The organism is Nonomuraea antri, assembly GCF_013283785.1.
In the GTDB taxonomy this organism is placed as follows: domain Bacteria; phylum Actinomycetota; class Actinomycetes; order Streptosporangiales; family Streptosporangiaceae; genus Nonomuraea; species Nonomuraea antri.
Genome location: NZ_JABCPZ010000094.1, coordinates 18,602 through 37,420 on the forward strand (window position 1 = coordinate 18,602; position 18,819 = coordinate 37,420).

The 18,819-nt window shown below is 72.3% G+C and carries 19 protein-coding genes; 9 read left to right on the plus strand and 10 right to left on the minus strand.

From position 1 onward, the window contains the following. Positions 1-186: 186 nt before the first annotated feature. Entirely contained in the window at positions 187-933 is a 747-nt protein-coding gene (ddaH, locus tag HII36_RS27850) for a dimethylargininase (RefSeq protein ID WP_173526224.1), read from the minus strand. A gap of 38 nt (positions 934-971) precedes the next feature. Between ddaH and HII36_RS27855 the strand changes: the two genes are divergently transcribed. The 6 genes from HII36_RS27855 (at position 972) to HII36_RS27880 (ending at position 7,980) form a co-directional block, all read left to right on the plus strand. Next, the gene (locus tag HII36_RS27855) at positions 972-1,217 is read left to right on the plus strand and encodes a DUF2630 family protein (protein WP_173526225.1); all 246 of its coding nucleotides are present in this window, start codon (positions 972-974) and stop codon (positions 1,215-1,217) included. A gap of 90 nt (positions 1,218-1,307) precedes the next feature. Continuing rightward, the gene (locus HII36_RS27860) at positions 1,308-2,285 is read left to right on the plus strand and encodes a GNAT family N-acetyltransferase (RefSeq protein ID WP_173526226.1); all 978 of its coding nucleotides are present in this window, start codon (positions 1,308-1,310) and stop codon (positions 2,283-2,285) included. Positions 2,286-2,345: 60 nt separating this feature from the next. Continuing rightward, positions 2,346-4,427 (plus strand): protein kinase domain-containing protein, encoded by a 2,082-nt coding sequence (locus HII36_RS27865; RefSeq protein ID WP_173526227.1) that lies wholly within the window; start codon positions 2,346-2,348, stop codon positions 4,425-4,427. A gap of 120 nt (positions 4,428-4,547) precedes the next feature. Then, complete coding sequence (locus HII36_RS27870) at positions 4,548-5,861, plus strand: MFS transporter (protein WP_173526228.1); 1,314 nt, start codon at positions 4,548-4,550, stop codon at positions 5,859-5,861. Positions 5,862-5,963: 102 nt separating this feature from the next. Further along, a complete protein-coding gene (locus HII36_RS27875) occupies positions 5,964-6,629 on the plus strand; it encodes a response regulator transcription factor (protein WP_173526229.1) in 666 nt (221 codons plus the stop codon). A gap of 31 nt (positions 6,630-6,660) precedes the next feature. Next, positions 6,661-7,980 (plus strand): sensor histidine kinase, encoded by a 1,320-nt coding sequence (locus HII36_RS27880; RefSeq protein WP_173526230.1) that lies wholly within the window; start codon positions 6,661-6,663, stop codon positions 7,978-7,980. Positions 7,981-7,988: 8 nt separating this feature from the next. Here HII36_RS27880 and HII36_RS27885 read toward each other — a convergent pair whose 3' ends face one another. After that, a complete protein-coding gene (locus HII36_RS27885; protein WP_173526231.1) occupies positions 7,989-8,888 on the minus strand; it encodes a TAXI family TRAP transporter solute-binding subunit in 900 nt (299 codons plus the stop codon). A 27-nt stretch (positions 8,889-8,915) separates the two neighbouring features. On the opposite strand from HII36_RS27885, the gene HII36_RS27890 reads away from it, so the two are divergent. From HII36_RS27890 to HII36_RS27900, 3 genes are all read left to right on the plus strand, one after another. After that, positions 8,916-9,641 carry a Mut7-C RNAse domain-containing protein gene (locus HII36_RS27890; protein WP_173526232.1) on the plus strand — a complete coding sequence of 242 codons (726 nt, stop codon included), beginning with the start codon at positions 8,916-8,918 and terminating at the stop codon, positions 9,639-9,641. 88 nt (positions 9,642-9,729) lie between these two features. Continuing rightward, a complete protein-coding gene (locus HII36_RS27895) occupies positions 9,730-12,324 on the plus strand; it encodes an AfsR/SARP family transcriptional regulator (RefSeq protein ID WP_173526233.1) in 2,595 nt (864 codons plus the stop codon). Between the two features lie 70 nt (positions 12,325-12,394). Further along, entirely contained in the window at positions 12,395-12,862 is a 468-nt protein-coding gene (locus tag HII36_RS27900) for a hypothetical protein (protein ID WP_173526234.1), read from the plus strand. On the opposite strand, the gene era is transcribed toward HII36_RS27900, so the two are convergent. The 8 genes from era to HII36_RS27940 form a co-directional block, all read right to left on the minus strand. Then, entirely contained in the window at positions 12,863-13,789 is a 927-nt protein-coding gene (gene era / locus HII36_RS27905; RefSeq protein WP_173526235.1) for a GTPase Era, read from the minus strand. Continuing rightward, on the minus strand, positions 13,771-14,265 hold the full coding sequence (locus HII36_RS27910) for an NUDIX domain-containing protein (RefSeq protein ID WP_328807923.1): 495 nt from the start codon (positions 14,263-14,265) through the stop codon (positions 13,771-13,773). Before HII36_RS27910 ends, era begins: the two co-directional genes overlap by 19 nt. 1 nt (position 14,266) lies before the next feature. Then, complete coding sequence (locus tag HII36_RS27915) at positions 14,267-14,581, minus strand: cytidine deaminase (RefSeq protein WP_173526236.1); 315 nt, start codon at positions 14,579-14,581, stop codon at positions 14,267-14,269. Between the two features lie 10 nt (positions 14,582-14,591). Next, the gene (locus HII36_RS27920; RefSeq protein ID WP_173526237.1) at positions 14,592-15,224 is read right to left on the minus strand and encodes a hypothetical protein; all 633 of its coding nucleotides are present in this window, start codon (positions 15,222-15,224) and stop codon (positions 14,592-14,594) included. A 320-nt stretch (positions 15,225-15,544) separates the two neighbouring features. Further along, a complete protein-coding gene (locus HII36_RS27925) occupies positions 15,545-16,840 on the minus strand; it encodes a hemolysin family protein (protein ID WP_173526238.1) in 1,296 nt (431 codons plus the stop codon). Further along, a complete protein-coding gene (ybeY, locus tag HII36_RS27930) occupies positions 16,837-17,313 on the minus strand; it encodes an rRNA maturation RNase YbeY (protein WP_173526239.1) in 477 nt (158 codons plus the stop codon). Before ybeY ends, HII36_RS27925 begins: the two co-directional genes overlap by 4 nt. Next, on the minus strand, positions 17,310-18,341 hold the full coding sequence (locus HII36_RS27935; protein ID WP_173526240.1) for a PhoH family protein: 1,032 nt from the start codon (positions 18,339-18,341) through the stop codon (positions 17,310-17,312). The genes ybeY and HII36_RS27935 overlap by 4 nt, the downstream gene beginning before the upstream one ends. A gap of 105 nt (positions 18,342-18,446) precedes the next feature. Further along, positions 18,447-18,791: a histidine triad nucleotide-binding protein gene (locus HII36_RS27940; RefSeq protein ID WP_173526241.1), complete on the minus strand. Its 345-nt coding sequence runs from the start codon at positions 18,789-18,791 to the stop codon at positions 18,447-18,449. Positions 18,792-18,819: the final 28 nt, after the last annotated feature.

The following is an 18,819-nucleotide window of genomic DNA, read 5'->3' on the forward strand; positions in this document are numbered from 1 at the left end:
CGGTCGGAAGAAAGCGGCCGACGCGCATGGCTCGCTCCGCGACGAGGGAGCCGGCCTTAGAGGCCCTCGCCGCGGCAGCTAAGAAGCAGCCCACGCAGCATGCTCTGCACGCTACCAGACGTCTCGGGATGCGCCGTGCCTGATCTCACATCATGAGAAGATCGTGTTCTCCCCGCCACCCCGCGTTCACTCGGGCATCAGGACGCTGAGGCAGGTCACACAGCCTTCGAGCTTCTCGAACTCCGAGATGTCCACCGACGTCACGCTGAGGCCGCGCCGCTTGAGCAGGGCCGCCGTGCGCGGCGCCGAGGCAGCCATCAGCACCCGGTCGCCGCCCAGCGGCACCACGTGCGCGCCCGACTCCTCCTCCGGCTCCAGCAGGCCGGGCAGGTCCACGTGTCCTGACAGGCCGATGAGCGTGCCGTCGGGCAGCGCGGTGACCGCCGACTTCAGGTGCAGCACGCCGCGCAGCTCCACCGGCACCACCTCGCGTTCCGGCAGCAGCGCGGCGAGCTGGGCGATCCCCTCGTCGTTGGTGCGGTCCGACCTGCCCACGTACAACGTCTTGCCGACCTGCAGGACGTCGCCGCCGTCCAGAGTGCCGGGCTCGACGATCTTGACCGCCTTCATGCCCAGCCGGTGCACGGCGGTGGCGACGTCCGCGGACTCGGGCCGCCGCCGCGGCGCGCCCGGCCTGGTCAGCACGGCCACCTGGCCGCACACCACCACCACGTCCTCCACGAACGGCGCGTCGGGCAGGTGGTCGGCGGGCGGCACGTGCACCACCCGCCAGCCGTGGACGCCCAGCGCGGCGGCGTAGGCGTCGTGCTGGCGCCGCGCCCGCTCGTGGTCGACCGGCTCGCGCTCGATATGGGTGACGATGCCCTCGGAGATCCGGGGCCCGGGCTTTCTTACCAGCGCGACACCAGACATAGGGCGTGTTCTATCACGCGATCGTTAGAGTCTTGGGCATGCGGGACGATGAGATTCTCACCAGGATCAGCGCTCTGGTCGACGAGGAGCACGAGCTGCGCGACAGGCTCACGGCCGGCCAGGTCAACTCGGACGAGGAACACGCGCGCATCAGGGAGCTGGAAGCGGCACTCGACCAGTGTTGGGACCTGCTCAGGCAGCGCCGGGCCAGGCGGAACGCCGGCGAGGACCCCAACGAGGCCCGCGCCCGCCCGGCACGCGAGGTCCAGAACTACCGCCAGTGAGCGCGCTCCGGTAGGCGCCGGCGGCCGGACGGGTGCCGGCCGGGCGAAAATCGTTCGCCCGGCCGGTGACGCATGCGCTTTGCTGGTCGGATGCGTATCCAACCCATCGACTTCGGCCGTCCGGGCGCGCTGCTGACGGGTCTGTACGACGTCTTCGCCCCGGCCTACGCCAAGGACGACCCCGGCCCCGTCATGTCCGGGCGGCGCTTCGCCCACGAGGTCAGCACCGGCGGCTCGGGCGCCAGGGCCGAGGCATGGGTGATCGCCGAGGACGGCGAGGTGACCGGCGGCTACGGGCTGTCCTTCCCCGAGTCCGGCAACACCCACATGGCCTGGCTGTTCCCGCTGGTGGTCCGTCCTGAGGCGCAGGGCAGGGGGCTCGGCACGGCGCTGTTCGATCACGCCGTCGAGCGGATGCGCGCCAACGGCCGCCGCCTGCTGCTGTCCGAGAGCCCGGTCACGGGCGTGGGCGCGCGTTTCGCGCGGGCGCGCGGCATGACGGTCTCGCTCGCCCTTGCCAGGCGCGTGCTCGACCTGCGCAAGGTCGACTGGTCCGCCTTCGAGCGGATGCGACCCGACGTGCCCGGCTACCACCTGCGCTCGTGGACGGGCCCGGCGCCCGACGAGCTGCTGCCCACCCTGGCCACGCTCATGAGCGGCATGAACGACGCCCCGCGCGACTCCGACCTCGCCGACGATTCGTTCGACGTCGCCCGCATGCGCGAGCACGAGCGGAACCTCACGCTGAGCGGCCGCACCGGCCACACCACGATCGCCCTGCGCGACTCCGACGGCGCGCCCGCCGGTCTCACCAGGATCAACTTCGACGCCGACCGCTCCTCCGGCTGGGCCGGCCAGTCCGACACGACGGTGCTGCGCGAGCACCGCGGCCGCCGCCTGGGCCTGCTGCTCAAGCTGGCCAACGCGATCAGGCTGCACGAGCACGAGCCGCACCTCGAACGCGTCATCACCTGGAACGCCACCGTCAACGCGCACATGCTGGCCGTCAACGAGGCCATGGGCTTCGAGCTGCTGGACGAGTGGAACGAATGGCGGCTGGAGGTCTGACCGGGCGCCCCGGGTGACCGGCATGGGCATCCCGCGTCCTTACGGCTAACCTGACGGTTTATGACCTTGGCGGCGTTGAGAGACGGCGATCCCCGGCACGTCGGCCCCTACACGCTCCTGGGCCGGCTCGGCGAGGGCGGCATGGGCGTCGTCTACCTGGCCGAAGGCGCCGACGGCGGGCGGGTGGCGGTCAAGCTCATCCACGCCAGGATGGACGCCGACCCCGGCTTCAGGCGGCGTTTCGCCAGGGAGGTGGCCGCCGCCCAGCGGGTCGCCAGGTTCTGCACGGCCCCGGTGCTGGCCGCGGACGTGGAGAACGACCCGGCGTACCTGGTCACCGAGTACGTCGAGGGCCCCAGCCTGGACGACGCGGTCAAGGAGTCGGGGCCGCTGCGCGGCTCGGCGCTCGACGGGCTGGCCGCGGCCATGGCGATGGCGTTGAACGCGATTCACGGCGCGGGCGTGGTGCACCGCGATCTCAAGCCGTCCAACGTGCTGCTCTCCCAGGTCGGGCCCAAGGTCATCGACTTCGGCATCGCCCAGCTGGCCGGGGCGGAGATCAGCAGCAGCCTGGTGGGCACGCCCGCGTACATGTCGCCCGAGCAGGTGTCGGGCGCGCAGATCGGGCCGGCCTCGGACGTCTTCTCCTGGGGCTGCACAGTCGCGTTCGCCGCCGGTGGCGCGTCGCCGTTCGGCGCGGCCTCGGTGCCGACGATCCTCATGCGCATCGTGACCGAGCCGCCGGACGTGCGCGGCCTGACCGGCCCGTTGCGCGATCTGGTGCTGGAGTCGCTGGCCAAGGATCCTGCCGACCGTCCGACGGCCCAGGACCTGATGAACCGGCTCAGCGCCACCCCGCCCATGGGCGCGTTCCCCGCGGCGCCCGTCCCGGTGACACCGCCGCCGCCGGCCACCGAGGACGAGAAACCGGCCGTACCGACCGTGTCGCCCGATGGGCCGCCCGACGGGCCGGCGGACGGGCGGCGCAAGCGGCTGCTGGCCGCCGCGGCGGCCGTGCTGGTGGCCGTCGCGGGCGTCACCACGGCCGTCCTGTGGCCCGACGGCAGTGGCGGAGTCCCCGCGGCCACCGAGAACACCGACGACACCGCCAGGGCGTCCGTCACGAGGGGCAACCCGGTGCGTGCCGCCGGGGTCCGCTTCCACCTCGAGGCCAACTCGGGCGCCGCCGCTCAGGCCGTCAGCTGGCGGCAGGACCGCCGGGCCGACGCCGCCCTGATGAGCAGGCTCGCCCAGGTCCCCCAGGCCGTCCGGCTGGACGACGGTGACATCAGGTCCAGGGTCGCCACCGTCCTGGACCAGACGAAGCGGAGCGGCGACCTGCCGGTCTTCGTGGCCAACGTCCTGGGCGGCAACGACTGCACCCCGCTCGAACCCGCCTACCGGCAGTGGATCGAGAGCCTGGGCACGCAGATCGGCGACGCGCCCGCCGTCGTGATCCTGGAGCCCAACAGCCTGGCCATGGCCCCAGGCACCAAGCAGTGCGCCGGCAAGGGCAGCGCGGCCCACCGCTACCGCGACATCGCGCAGGCCGTCAAGACGCTCAAGCGGCACCCGAACCTCGCCGTCTACCTCGACGGCAGCACCAAGGACTGGCCCGAGACGGCGGAGATGGCCGAGCGCCTGGTCGCGGCCGGCATCGCCGACGCCGACGGCTTCTTTCTCAACGCGGTCGGCTACCAGCGCACGCAGACCCTGCTCGAATACGGCCCCCGGCTGTCGGCCTGCGTCAGCGTGCTCATCAAGACGGGCAGGACGGGCTGCCCGCAGGACGTCCCGGTGGCCGCCGCCGACCTGCCGCACTTCGTGATCGACACCAGCCGCAACGGCCAGGGCTCCTGGGACCCGAAGCGGGATCCCGCGCACGCCGCGCTCACCGACCCGATGGTCTGGTGCAACCCGCCGGGCCGCGGCACCGGCGACCTGCCGACCACGCGCACGGGCGACCCGCTGGCCGACGCGTACCTGTGGCTCAACGACCCCGGCCTGTCGAACGGCGACTGCCCGCGCGGCGAACCCGGCACGGAGGACCCGGTGCGCGGCACGCGGTCGCCGGGCAGCGGCAGATGGTGGGCCGAGCTGGCGCTGGAAAGAGCCGAACTGGCCAACCCCGAGTTGCCCTGACGTCACGCCGGCGTAAAAAGCGCATGTTAAGCGCACGTTAGATCTGACCCGGCTCCCCTTGTCCGAACAACCTTCCGGGGAAAGGCTCTGGCCTGCACCTACTCCCCAGGAGGTTTCATCGTGAGCAAACCCCGCGTGCCGTGGAAAGCAGTGGTCGGCGGCTCCGTCGGCAATCTGGTCGAGTGGTACGACTGGTTCGTCTACTCCAGCTTCGCCCTCTACTTCGCCGCGTCCTTCTTCCCCGAGGGCGACGACACCGCGAAGGCGCTCAACACCATGGGCATCTTCGCCGTCGGCTTCTTCATGCGGCCGATCGGCGGCTGGCTGCTCGGCAGGTACGCGGACAAGAAGGGCCGCAAGGCGGCGCTCACGCTCACCGTCACGCTCATGTCGGCCAGCGCGCTGCTGATCGCGATCGCGCCGACGTACGAGAGCGTCGGCTACTTCGGCGCGGTCGTGCTGCTGGTCGCGCGGCTGCTCCAGGGGATCTCGGTGGGCGGCGAGTACGCCGCCAGCGCCACCTACCTCACCGAGGCCACCCCGCCGGGCAGGCGCGGCTTCGCCTCGTCCTTCCAGTACGTCTCCATGACCGGCGGCCAGCTCATCGGCCTGGGCCTGCAGATCATCCTGCAGAACACGATGTCGAAGGAGGCGCTGCACTCCTACGGCTGGCGCATCCCGTTCATCGTCGGCGCGGTGGCCGCCGTGGTGGTGTTCTACCTGCGTCGCAGCCTCATGGAGACCGAGGCGTACGGCGAGGAGGAGCGCGAGGTCGGCGCCGAGAAGCGGGGCAGCATCTCCCAGCTCCTCGCGCACCGCAAGGAAGCGCTGCTGGTCATCGCGCTGACGATGGGCGGCACGGTGGCGTACTACACGTACACGACCTATCTCACGAAGTACCTCACGCTCACCGCCGAGCTGCCGAAGGAGACCGCGACGCTGGTCAGCTTCAGCGCGTTGTTCGTCTTCATGTGCCTGCAGCCGCTGGCCGGGGCGCTGTCGGACCGGATCGGGCGGCGGCCGCTGCTGATCACGTTCGGGATCGGGTCGATGCTGGGCACGGTGCCGCTGATGACGGCGCTGAGCGGGGTGACGGGCTTCGCGGGGGCGTTCGTCCTCTCCCTCACCGGGCTGATCATCATCACCGGTTACACCTCGATCAACGCGGTGGTGAAGGCCGAGCTGTTCCCGACGCACGTGCGGGCGCTGGGGGTGGCGCTGCCGTACGCGATCGCGAACGCGCTGTTCGGCGGCACCGCCGAGTACGTGGCGCTGTGGTTCAAGGACCAGGGCGTCGAGTCCGGCTTCTACTGGTACGTCGCCGGTTGTGCGGCCGTCTCGCTGGTGGTCTACCTGACCATGCGCGAGACCCGCGACGCGGCCCTGTCGCGCGCCGAGCAGGCCGCGGCCGAATCCGTACCGGCGCGCGTCTAAGGGGGAAAGGTGCGAGTCGGACTGCCACTACGGGCCTTCGCCGGGCACGACCGTGGGGTGGCAGTCCGACCAGGCAGGTTTCCCCCTTAGTAACCTCCATCTATGCGAGTTCTGCTGGTCGAGGACGACGATCGGCTCGCGTCCGCGCTGACCACCGCGCTCGCGCGGCACGGCCATCGGGTCACGCGCGCGGGGCTGGCCGTCGACGCCCTCCGCCTGGCGGGGGGCGCCGACTTCGTCCTGCTCGACCTGGGCCTGCCCGACATGGACGGCCTCGACGTGCTGCGCCGCCTGCGCCGGGTCTCCGCGGTGCCGCTCATCGTGGTGACCGCGCGGACCGAGGAGCGCGAGGTGCTGCGCGGGCTGCGTTCCGGCGCGGACGACTACCTGGTCAAACCGTTCCGCACGGTGGAGCTGATGGCCAGGATGGAGGCCGTGGTGCGCCGGGGCACGCGTCCGATGCCGGTGCGCGACCAGGTGGTGAGCGTCGGCGACGTCCGGATCGACCTGGAGTCCAGGCAGGTCACGGTGGCGGGCGAGCAGGTGCTGCTGACCAGGCGCGAGTTCGACGTGCTGGCGATGCTGGCGCGCGAGCCCGGCGTGGTGCGCAGCCGCGAGGAGATCCTGGACGAGGTCTGGGGCGACCCGCTGCTGTCGGCCTCCCGCTCGCTGGACGTGCACGTGGCCGGGCTGCGCGCCAAGACCGGGCGTCCCGGGCTGGTGGAGACGCTGCGCGGCACCGGCTACCGCCTGGGGTCAGGCCAGTGACCGAGCGCGGGGCGGACGAGAGGGCCGCGCGGTGAACTCGCGGCTGGTCGTCACGTTCACCACGCTGATCGTCTTCGTGATCGCGGCGCTGGCCGTGCCGCTGGGCCTGGCCTACTCCTCGCACCGGACGAACCGGCTGCTGCTCGACCGCCGCGCCGACGCCACCCGCTTCGCCGAGCTGGCCGACCAGGCGGCCCGCGACGACGACCACAGCGCGCTGATCGCCGAGATCTCCCGCTACGCCGAGCTGTACGACGCGGCGGTCCGCGTCCGCGACAGGGACGGCTCGATCCTCGTCGCGGCGGGCCGTTTCGAGTCCGACGACACCGAGGCGGTGCGGCTGGCCCTGTCCGGGCGCACCACCGAGGAACTGCCGTCCATCAGCCCGTTCGGCCCGGCCGACGTGCTGCTGGCCGAGCCGGCCGGCCGCGACGCCCAGCTCACCGGCGTGGTGCTGCTGCGCGCCCGCACCGACCAGGCCAGGCTGGACGTGTCGCTGGTGTGGGGCGCGCTGGCGGCCGGGGCGCTGGTCGCGCTGGCGTACTCGGTGCTGGCCGCCAGGCGGCTGGCCCGCTGGATCCTGCGTCCGGTGACCGAGCTCGACCGCACCACGCGGGCCATCGCGCAGGGCAGGCTCGACGCGCGGGCCCATCCGGGCGCTGGGCCCTCGGAGCTGCGGCGGCTGGAGGAGCGCTTCAACGCGATGGCCGACGCGGTGTCGGTGGCGATGGAGCGGCAGCGGGCGTTCGTCGCGGACGCCTCGCACGAGCTGCGCACCCCGCTGACCGTGCTGGGGCTGCGGCTGGAGAACCTGGAGCCGCACCTGCGCCACGCGGGCACGGCCGAGTACGCCGAGGCCATGGCCGAGCTGGACCGGCTGACCCTGCTGGTCTCCGACCTGCTGGCGCTGGCCAAGGTGGAGGCGGGCGTGGGCGCCGGCGGCGCGGAGACCGCGCTCGCGCCCCGGCTGGGGGCCTGGCGCGAGGTGTACGCGGCCAAGGGCGTGCGGCTGGCCGCCGACGTCCCCGAGCGGGCCGAGGTGCCCGAGTACGCGGCCAGGATCGCCGACATCGCGCTGGACAACGCCCAGAAGTTCGTGCCCGCCGGCGGGACGGTGACGGTCACCCTGCTGGACGGCGTGCTCCGGGTGACCGACGACGGCCCCGGACTGGGCGAGGAGGAACGGGCCGAGGCGCTGGGCCGGTTCTGGCGCTCCGGGGCGCACGCGAACGTCCCCGGCAGCGGCCTGGGCCTGGCCATCGCGGCCGAGCTGGCCAGGACGGGCGGCGCCACGCTGAGCCTGCTGCCCGCCGTCCCGCACGGCCTGGTGGTCGAGCTGCGCCTGCCGTGACAGGCGGCTCAGCCGTAGACCGACCGGTAGTAGCGGGCCGCGCCGGCGTGCAGCGGCACGACGCCGGTGCCGATGGCGTACCGCTCGTCCAGCCGGCCGCCCGGCGCCGAGGGCGCCTGGAGCCTGTCGCGGGCGCGGAAGAGCGTCTCGGTGACGGTGAACGCCAGGTCGCCGGGCAGCCCGGCCCGGCACACCAGGTAGCTGGGCGTGCCCACGGTCGGCACCGCCCGCGCCCCGCCGTACACGCCGGCCGGGACGGTCGCGTGCTCGTACACCGGACCGAAGGTGCGGCGCAGCACCGGCACCAGCGGTTCGAGCGGGACCAGCCTGATGTCGGTCAGCGAGGCGAGCGCGGGCGTGGGCACGCCGCCCGACCAGAAGAACGCCTCGATCCGGCCGGCGCGCAGCGCCTTGATCGAATCGTCCAGCCCGAGCCTGACGAAGGTCGCCGTGGTCTCGGCCGCGGCGATCACCCGGGCCGCGGTCACCGCCGTGCCCGACCCCTCGGCCCCGATGGAAACCCGCCGCCCGGCCAGGTTCGCCGGGCCGGCGATGGCGGAATCGCGCCGCACGACCAGGTGCACGTAGTTCATGTACATCCTGGCCAGCGCGGCGACCGGCTGGTGGCGCACCCGGACCGCGTCGTCGGCGCTGTCGGCCAGCGTGAAGGCCACGTCGGCCCGCCCGTCGGCCAGCATGACCAGGTTCTCCACGCTGGCCGCGGTCTTCAGCACCCGCACGGCCTGCCCGTCGCGGCGCAGCTCGGCCGCGAGCCGTTCGCCGAGCTGACCGTACGGGCCGCCGTCAGGCCCGGTGGCCAGGCGCAGCTCCGGCGGCTCACCGCCGGTGGCCGAGCACCCCGCGGCCAGCGCCACGAAGGCCAGCAGCGCGCGGCGCGATATTGACATGGCCTTCACGTTAGCCGCTGCTCCAGAATGGACGGCGTGACGGAACGGGAGGCGCGGCTGCGCATCGACTCGGAGCTGACCATGTTCCTGCCCGCCAGTCGGCGTAGGGAGTGGCAGCAGGTCAGGCCCGACGGCACGTCGACGCTCGGGCACCACGTGGAGTCGCTCGGCGTCCCGCTGACCGAGGTGGGGCCGATGACCGTCGAGGGGCGCGGCGTCGAGCCGTCGTACCTGCTCGGGCCAGGCGAGACCGCCCACGTGCACCCGGTGCCGCGGCCGCAGGCGCTGCCGCGCGAGCCCCGATTCCTGCTCGACGTGCACCTGGGCACGCTGGCGCGGCGGCTGCGGCTGCTCGGCGTCGACACGGCCTACCACAACGACATGGACGACCCGTCGCTGGTGGTGCAGGCCAACGAGGAGTCCAGGGTGCTGCTGACGCAGGATCGCGGGCTGCTGCGCCGCCGCGCGCTGTGGCTGGGCGCGTACGTGCGCGGGCACCGTCCGGAAGACCAGCTGCGCGACCTGCTCGACCGGTTCGCGCCGCCGCTGCGCCCGTGGACCAGGTGCACGGCGTGCAACGGCGAGCTGGTCCAGGTGGCCAAGCAGGACGTCGAGCCGATGCTGGAGCCCGGCACCAGGCGCTCCTACGACGCCTACGGCCGGTGCGCCTCGTGCGGCCAGGTCTACTGGCACGGCGCGCACAGCAGGCACCTGGAGGAGATCATCGAGGCGGCCCGCGCCTGGACGTCCTGACCGGCCCCCGCCGCCCCCGAACGAGGCGGGCCGCAGGGCCGGATGTGCGATCCTGATCGACGTTTCCCTCCCAGCGAAGGATGGCCGCGTGGAATTTCGGATCATGGGGCCGCTCGAGGTGCGTGACGGTGCGCACGATCGCACCCCGACCGCCCCGAAACACCGCGACCTGCTGGCGATGTTCGTGCTGAACGCACGCCGCCCGCTCACGGTCGGCCGGCTGCGCGCGCTGCTGTGGCCGCGCGAGGGCGGCGACCGGTCCGACTCGCTGGTCCGCGGCTACATCGGCCAGCTGCGCCGGCTGGTCGGCAAGGACGTGATCACCACCACGTCCGGCAGCTACACGCTGGCGGTCGACCCCGGCCAGATCGACGTCGAGTGCTTCCGCACGCTGGTCGAGCGCGGCGACTACGACGAGGCGCTGCGGTTGTGGCGCGGCCCGGCCCTGGAGGACGTCGACCCGGCCGGCGAGCGCTGGGTCGAGACCGGGCGGCTGCGGGCCGAGCTGGAGGAGCTGCGGCTGCTGGCCATCGAGCGCAGGCTGGCCCGCGACCTCGACGCCGGCCGGCACCGCGAGATCCTGTCGGAGCTGCGCCGGCTGGTCGACCTGCATTCGCTCTGGCAGCGCTTCCGCGGCCTGTACATGCTCGCCCTCTACCGCAGCGGGCGGCGGGTGGAGGCGCTGGAGGCGTACGCGGCGCTGCGTGACAGCCTCGACGACGGGCACGCGATCGAGCCCGACTCCGAGCTGCAGCTGCTCTACCACCGCATGCTGCACGACGACGTGTCGCTGCACGTCTCGGCCGGGCCGCCGATGCTGCTGCCGCACGACGTGGCCGACTTCTGCGGCCGGCACGACCTGCTCGACCGGGTGGTCGGCGGGCACGTGGTGATCCACGGCGCGGCCGGGGTGGGCAAGTCGGCGCTGGCCGTGCACGCGGCCTGGACCCGCCGCGAGCGCTTCCCCGACGGCATCCTCTACGCCGACCTGCGCGAGACGGCCGAGCCCGCCGCCGTCCTGGAGGACTTCCTGCGCTGGCTGGGCTGCCCGGCGCAGGCCATCCCGGTCGGGCTGGACCAGCGTGAGCGGCTGCTGCGCACGTACGCGGCCAACCGGCGGCTGCTCGTGCTGCTCGACCACGCCTCCAGCGAGGCCCAGGTGCGCCCGCTGCTGACCGCGGCCCCGACGGTGATCACCAGCCGGTCGGCGCTGGGCGGCCTGACCGGCGTCGGCCGGGTCTCCGTCGGCGTGCTCGACGACGAGTCGGCCGCGGAGCTGCTGGTCAAGCTGGTCGGCCCGGGCCGCGGCGACGCCTCCAGGCTGGTCAGGATCTGCGGCGGGCTGCCGATCGCGCTGCGCGTCGCCGGGTCGAGGCTGGCGGCCAGGCCGGAGTGGACCGTCGACTACCTGGCCGGGCTGCTGGAGGACGAGCACGGGCGGCTGGACCGGCTGCACGCCGGCGACCAGACGGTACGCAGCGTGTTCTCGGTCGGCTACGACGCGCTGGCCGAGCCCGCCAGGCGCACGCTGCGCAGGCTGGGCGCGCTGTCGGCGCCCGACTTCGGCGACTGGGTGGCGGCCGCGCTCGGCGACGAGGCCGAGGCGCTGGTGGAGGCCGGGCTGCTGGAGACGCACCTGATCGACGTGGCCGGCCAGGTGCGGTACCGGCTGCACGGCCTGACCAGGCTGTTCGCCCGCGAGCAGCAGAACGCGGAGACGGCCGCCGGCGTGCCCGCCGATCTGGCGATGCTGGCCAGGACCGCGCGGGCCAGGGCGGCCAGGTTCACGCCGGTCTCCGGGCCGGCGTTCGCCACGACCGACATCAGGCAGTCGGCCGAGTGGCTGCTGGCCGAGCGGGCGTTCCTGGTCAGCCTGGTGGCCGATCTGGGCAGGTCCGGGCTCGACCAGGACTGCCTGCGGCTGGCCCACCTGCTGGTGCCGTTCCTGGAGCGGCACCGCTTCCTGGACGACTGGCGCCAGTGCTGCGCGATCGCGCTGGCGGCGGCCGGCCGGCTGGGCGACCTGACCGGCGAGGCGCTGATCCTGCGCGACGAGGGCGACCTGCACCGGGCCGAGCGCCGCTGGGCCCTGGCCCACGACCGGCTCAGGCAGGCGCTGACCAGGTTCCTGGCGGCCGGCCGGGCCAAGGACGCGGCCCGCACCAGGCGCAGGCTCGGCCAGGTGCAACTGGAGCAGGGCAGGCTGGCCGAGGCCGAGCAGACACTCACCGCCTGCCTGCCCGCGCACGAGGACGCGGAGACGCTGCACGCGCTGGGCCTGGTCCTGCACCGCACCGGCCGCCCGGCCGAGGCCGTGGCCCGCCTGTCCGCGGCCGCCACGCTGCTGGCCGACGCCGGCGACCGGCACCGCCGCGTCGACGCGCTGCTCGACCTGTCCGCGGTCCGCCTGTCGGGCGGCGATCTCGGCCGCGCCCGCGGCGACGCCCAGACGGCCAGGAGCATCGCGGTGCGGCTCGGCGACCGGCTGCTCAGCGCCCGTTCCCTGCTCGCGCTGGCCGAGGTCACCCGGGCGGAAGGCGACACGGGCACGGCCGCGGAGCTGGCGGCGCGGGCCGCTCAGACGTTCCGCGAACTGGGCGACGACGACGGCGCGGCCCGCGCGGACCGCCTGGCCCGGACCACGCGGACGACGACGGAACCCGCGAACACCCGGTCGTCCTGACGGGTGGACGGTGACGAGTGTGTCGCGCAGGGTGGTGGTGGGCGGCGGACGGCCGCCGTACAGTGATCGGGTGGCCGATTACACGCAGCCCGCCCCCGTCCAGGCCGGCCCGCGGCGCGGCTACGCGCTGGCCGTGGTGATCGCCGGGGCGCTGCTGGTGTTCTGCGCGGTGCTGCCGTGGGCGGGCGTGGAAGCCAGGAGCGACCTGATCGGCGGCGGCGTCTCGAGCGACGTCAGGGGCGTCGACGACCGGCTCGGCGTCTACACGCTCATCGCCGGGATCGCCGTCCTGGCGTTCGGGGTCGTCGGCCTGCTCACCCGGCCCAGGCTCGCCGCCCTGGCCGTGGTGCCCGGCGCGCTGGCCGTGCTGGTGCTGGTGATGTTCATCGGCACCCCGCGGGGGCTCGGCGACCGGGTCACCATCGAGGTGGGCACCCTGCTCACGGTCGAGCCGGTGCTCAGGTTCGGCTGGTTCGCGGCCCTGGCCAGCGCGGTGGCGGTGATCGTCGTGTCGGTGCTGGCCGTGGTCAAGAGATGATCAGTCGTAGAAGCCGAGCCTGCGCAGCTGCTTGGGGTCGCGCTGCCAGTCTTTGGCCACGCTGATGCGCAGGTCGAGGTAGACCCGGGTGCCCAGCAGCGCCTCGATCTGCTTGCGCGCCTTGGTGCCGACCTCGCGCAGCCGCTCGCCCTTGTGGCCGATGACGATGGCCTTCTGCGAGGGGCGTTCGACGAACATGTGGGCGTAGATGTCGAGCAGGTCGTCGCGGCCCTCGCGGGGCAGCATCTCGTCGACCACCACGGCGATCGAGTGCGGCAGCTCGTCGCGCACGCCCTCCAGCGCCGCCTCCCTGATCAGCTCGCCCACCAGCACCTGCTCGGGCTCGTCGGTGAGCTGCCCGCCCTCGTAGAGCGGCGGCGACTCGGGCAGGTGCTCGATGAGCACGTCGGCCACCACGTCGAGCTGCTCGCCCGCCTGCGCCGACACCGGCACGATCGCGGCGAACTCCGCGATCTGCGAGACCGCCAGCAGCTGCTCCGCCACCTGCTCCCTGGAGGCCAGGTCGGTCTTGGTGACCACGGCCACGACCGGGGTCTTCTTCACCGCGGCGAGCTTGTCGGCGATGAACCTGTCGCCCTTGCCGATCGGCTCGTTGGCCGGGACGCAGAAGCCGATCACGTCGACCTCGGTGAGCGTGGACAGCACCAGGCTGTCGAGCCGCTCGCCGAGCAGCGTGCGCGGCCGGTGCAGCCCGGGCGTGTCGACGATGATGAGCTGGGCCTCGGGCCGGTGCACGATGCCCCTGATGACGCGCCTGGTGGTCTGCGGCTTGGACGACGTGATCGCCACCTTGGTGCCGACCAGGGCGTTCATCAACGTGGACTTGCCGACGTTCGGCCTCCCCACGAAGCAGGCGAATCCGGCGCGATGGCTGTCTGGCGAAGTCACTAGTGCATTGTGTCCCATCGACGGGCCTGGTCACGCCACCAGGCGAACACCTGCGGCAGCACCCGGGGCGACCAGGCGGTCATCGTCAGCCCGCCGAGCTCCGGCTCCGACACCCAGCGGACGTCGTTGATCTCCACCCCGTCGGGCGTGGGCGTGCCGGAGACGATCTCGCAGGCGTAGCCCGCGATGACGTACGCGCACTGGTGCCCGTTGGGGTAGACGGTGCGGAACTCCGGGCCGCCGAAGACGCCGATCAGCCCGCGTACCGCCACCTCGATGGCCAGTTCCTCGCGCAGCTCCCTGACGACGGCGTCCTCGGGACGTTCGTCGGGGTCGATGCCGCCGCCCGGCGCGGCCCAGAGCCCGACGTCACCGTGGCGGGCCACGAGCAGCCGGCCGGCGGAGTCGAACACGAACCCGGCGGCCGAGGGCAGCATCAGCAGCTCGTCGCCCACCTTGGCCCGCAGCCGGGCCAGGAACGGTGACATCGGCATGTCAGACCAGCGTCCCGTCGGGGCGGGCGACCAGCAGCGACGTGACGCCCAGCTCGGCGGCGACGGCGGAGTCGGCCGCGCTCGGGGCGCCGGTGGTGACCAGGGCCACCGCCTCCAGCGACTTGGCGCCACTGGCCACCGCCATGGCCACCGCCACCTGCACCGCCGACAACGTCAGCGAGTCGAGCGCCACGTCGGTCGCCGAGTAGGTGCGGCCGGTCTCGTCGCGCACGGCCGCGCCCTCGGCGGACCCGTTGCGCGCCCTGGAGGCCCGGGCCAAGGTGATGATCTTGCTGTCTTCAGGATCGAGAGTCACGGTGACTAGGTTAGGCGTTGGCCATTCCGATGACCGCGTCGACCAGTTTCCTGGTGCGTGCCGGATCGATCTCGCTCATGCCGGTGTGCACCACGGAGACCAGGGTGTCCTCCACCCGGGAGAGCACCACGTCGAGCGCGTACGGGTAGCCGTTCAGCCGGCCGCGCAGTTGCCCGGCCAGCGCCTCGTCACCGGTGTCCGCGATCGGCACCACGTGCAGCCGCAGGTCGGTGCCGTCTTCCGAGCGCACGGCGTGGCACGCGCGCAGCGCCTTGGCGATCGTGTCGAGGTGGCCTTCGACCTCGTCGCCCGCGTACCTGGCGAGCCCGACCGCGGCCTGCTCGCCCAGCCGGTCGCCCTGGTAGGTGACCGCCGCCTGGGCGGTGAGCGCCCGTTCCGGCGCCCGTCCGCCGGCCGGGCCGAGCACCGCGCCGCAGTTCTTGTCCACCCGGCCGAACGGCGCCTGCCAGGCCTGCCCGGGCCGGTCGGAGAAGCCGTCCGGCAGGCTGGGCCCCTTGTTCAGCACTTCGCGTAGCTGTATCACGGCGTGCGGGTCGAGAAAACTCTCCGCTCCCCCGCCGCCGCATCCCGCCAGGGCTCCCGCCAGCAGCCCGCAAACGATGATCCGCAGTCCGCGTTTCATGATCCCCCCTGGACCGCAGCGTGCCCGAAAGACGAATGCGGCAATCCACGGGAGCTTCCAATAAAACCCCAAAAGCTAAAAGGGTGCCCTCGTCCGGCTTTCCGGACGAGAACACCCTTTACGCCGAGCAACGTCACCGCCGGCTAGCAGGCCGCGACGTTGTCGTCCCCCCAGAAGCACCCTTTCCCCGCGAACCCCACCCGGCGATCGGACGCTTCCCCCTTGTGACACCCACCGCACTGGGGTGTCATGAAGAACATTGCCGCACCCAACTTGCAGACGACTTGTAGAACGCTTGCCACAACTCACCGCAAACCAGGTCAGTCACGTTCGGCGGCGGCCGGCACGACCTCGTCCTCGGGCGGCGTCACCCGGCGCACCACCACCGTGCTGATGCGGTTGCGCCGCCCGGCCAGGCTCTCCGCGGTGAGCTGCAGCCCGGCCACCTCGGCCTGCGAGCCGGCGATCGGCACCCGGCCCAGCGCGTGGGCCAGCAGCCCGCCCACGGTCTCGACGTCGTCGACCTCGATCTCGGTGTCGAACAGCTCGGCCAGCTCGTCGACCGGCATGCGGGCCGTCACGCGCAGGGCGCCGTCGGGCATCGGCTCGACACGCGGCGCCTCCTGGTCGTACTCGTCGGTGATCTCGCCGACGATCTCCTCCAGCACGTCCTCGATGGTGACCAGGCCCGCCGTGCCGCCGTACTCGTCGATGACGATGGCCATGTGGATCTGCCTGGCCTGCATCTCGCGCAGCAGCTGGTCGATGGGCTTGCTCTCGGGCACGTACGTGGCCGAGCGCATGATCGACTCGATCTTCTCCCTGCCGCCGTTCTGCCCGGACTCGTGGGTCTTGCGGGCGATGTCCTTGAGATAGGCGATGCCGATGACGTCGTCCTCGTTCTCGCCGACCACCGGGATGCGGGAGAACCCGCTGCGCAACGCCAGTGACATGGCCTGGCCCAGCGTCTTGCCCCGCTCGATGTACACCATGTCGGTGCGGGGCACCATGACCTCGCGCACGAGCGTGTCACCCAGCTCGAACACCGAGTGGATCATCTCGCGCTCGTCCGGCTCGATCACCCGGCGCTCCTCGGCCAGGTCGACCAGGTCACGCAGCTCCGCCTCGGAGGTGAACGGGCCGTCGCGGAAGCCCTTGCCGGGCGTCAGCGCGTTGCCCAGCAGGATGAGCAGCTTGGGCAGCGGGCCGAAGATGCGGGTCAGCCCGTAGACGACGGGGGCGCTGGCCAGCGCGATCGGCTCGGCGTGCTGGCGGCCCAGGGTGCGCGGCATCACGCCGACGACCACGTAGCTGACCACGATCATCACGACCGCGGCCCACACGTACGCCCAGCCCTGGTCGCGCATGAGGTCGATGAACAGCAGCGTCGCGATGACCGTGGCCACCAGTTCGCAGCTCAGCCTGAGCAGCAGCAGCAGGTTGAGATAGCGCGGCGGGTCGTCGACGATGGCCTGCAGCCGCTGGGCGGCGCGCCGGCCGTCCCGGGTGAACTCCTCCGCGCGCACCCTGGAGATGCGCGACAGTGCCGTCTCCGCACTGGCGATCAGGCCACCGACGATCACGAGCGCGATGGCCGAAAGCAACCAGGCGTTCACCGCGGGTCGCGCACCCCCTGCCACGACTCAAGGAGCTGAGCCTGCAGCCCGAACATCTCCTTGTGCTCCTCCGGCTCGGCGTGGTCGTAGCCGAGCAGATGGAGTATGCCGTGCGTGCACAGCAGCTCCAGCTCGTCGCGCGTGTCGTGCCCGGCGTCCTTCGCCTGCCTGGCGGCGACCGCCGGGCACAACACCACGTCACCGAGCAGCGCCGGATCGGCCGGGCCCTCGGACTCGCCGCGCGCGCCCCCACCCGGACGCAGTTCGTCCATCGGGAAGGCCAGCACGTCGGTGGGGCCTGGCTCGCCCATCCACTTCTCGTGCAGCTCGGCCATCGCGTCTTCGGCGACCACCACGATGGACAGCTCGGCGAGCGGGTTGATGCCCATCTCGCCGAGCACGTGGGTGGCCAGCGCGACGAGGTTCTCCTCGTCGATCTCGACGCCGGACTCGTTGTTGATCTCGATGCTCATCGCCGCTTCCCCCGGATCGGCTTGGGCTCCTGCTGCTCGCGCACGGCGTCGTAGCGCCCGTAGGCGTCGACGATGTCGCTCACCAGCTTGTGCCGGACCACGTCGGAGCTGGCCAGGCGGGCGAAGTGGATGTCGGGGATGCCCTCCAGGATCTCCTGCACGACCCGCAGCCCGCTCTGGGTGCCCGCGGGCAGGTCGACCTGCGTCACGTCACCCGTCACCACGATCTTGGAGTTGAACCCGAGCCTGGTGAGGAACATCTTCATCTGCTCGGCCGAGGAGTTCTGGGCCTCGTCGAGGATGATGAACGCGTCGTTGAGCGTGCGGCCGCGCATGTACGCCAGCGGCGCGACCTCGATCGTGCCCGCGGCCATGAGCTTGGGGATGGAGTCGGGGTCGACCATGTCGTGCAGCGCGTCGTACAGCGGGCGCAGGTACGGGTCGATCTTCTCGTAGAGCGTGCCGGGCAGGAAGCCCAGCCGCTCGCCGGCCTCGACCGCGGGCCTGGTCAGGATGATGCGGTTGACCCGCTTCTCCTGCAGCGCGCGCACGGCCTTGGCCATCGCGAGGTAGGTCTTGCCGGTGCCCGCGGGGCCGATGCCGAACACGATCGTGTGCTTGTCGATCGCGTCGACGTAACGCTTCTGGTTGACGGTCTTCGGCCGGATCGTGCGCCCGCGTGAGGACAGGATGTCGAGCGACAGCACTTCGGCGGGGCGGTCGGAGGTCATGCGCATCATGGCGATGCTCCGCTCGACCGCGTCAGGGGTGAGTTCGCCGCCGCTGCGCAGCACCTCGACCAGCTCCTCGAAGAGCCGCACCACGGCGCTGCTCTCCTCCGGGCTGCCGGTGACGGTGATCTCGTTGCCCCGTACGTGGATGTCGGCCCTGAAGGCGCCCTCGATGACGCGTAGCAGCTCGTCACGGGAGCCGAGGAGGCTGACCATCGGGTATTCGTCCGGAATCAGCACCTTGGCTTGAGTGCGCGAGGGAGGTGCCGTTCGTCGGGATTCGTGTAGTTCGGACATGGGCAGGCCAGCGGCCTGATGCCTCCCGGTCTCTTTCGGTGTGCTTCTTCGCCCATGGTAGCCGGGACCAGGCCGATTGCTCGCGTCAATATCACCGCGGCCGATCTAGCCCGGCGGCCAGCCCAGGCCGCGGCCGCCCAGCACGTGGGCGTGCACGTGGAAAACGGTCTGACCAGCGCCCGGACCGGTGTTGAACACCACCCGGTAACCGCCTTCCGCCACGCCCTCCTGCACCGCCACCGCGTGCGCGGCCTTCAGCACGTCGTCGGCCAGGCCGTCGTCGGCCTCGGCGAGCGCGGCCGCGTTCGCGTGGTGCTCCTTGGGGATCACCAGCACGTGCGTGGGTGCCTGCGGGTTGATGTCGCGGAACGCCAGTGTCCTGTCGGTCTCGTAGACGACGTCGGCCTGGACTTCCTTGGCCACGATTTTGCAGAAGAGGCAGTCGCTCACAGCAGCACCTTACAGACACGGGCGGGCC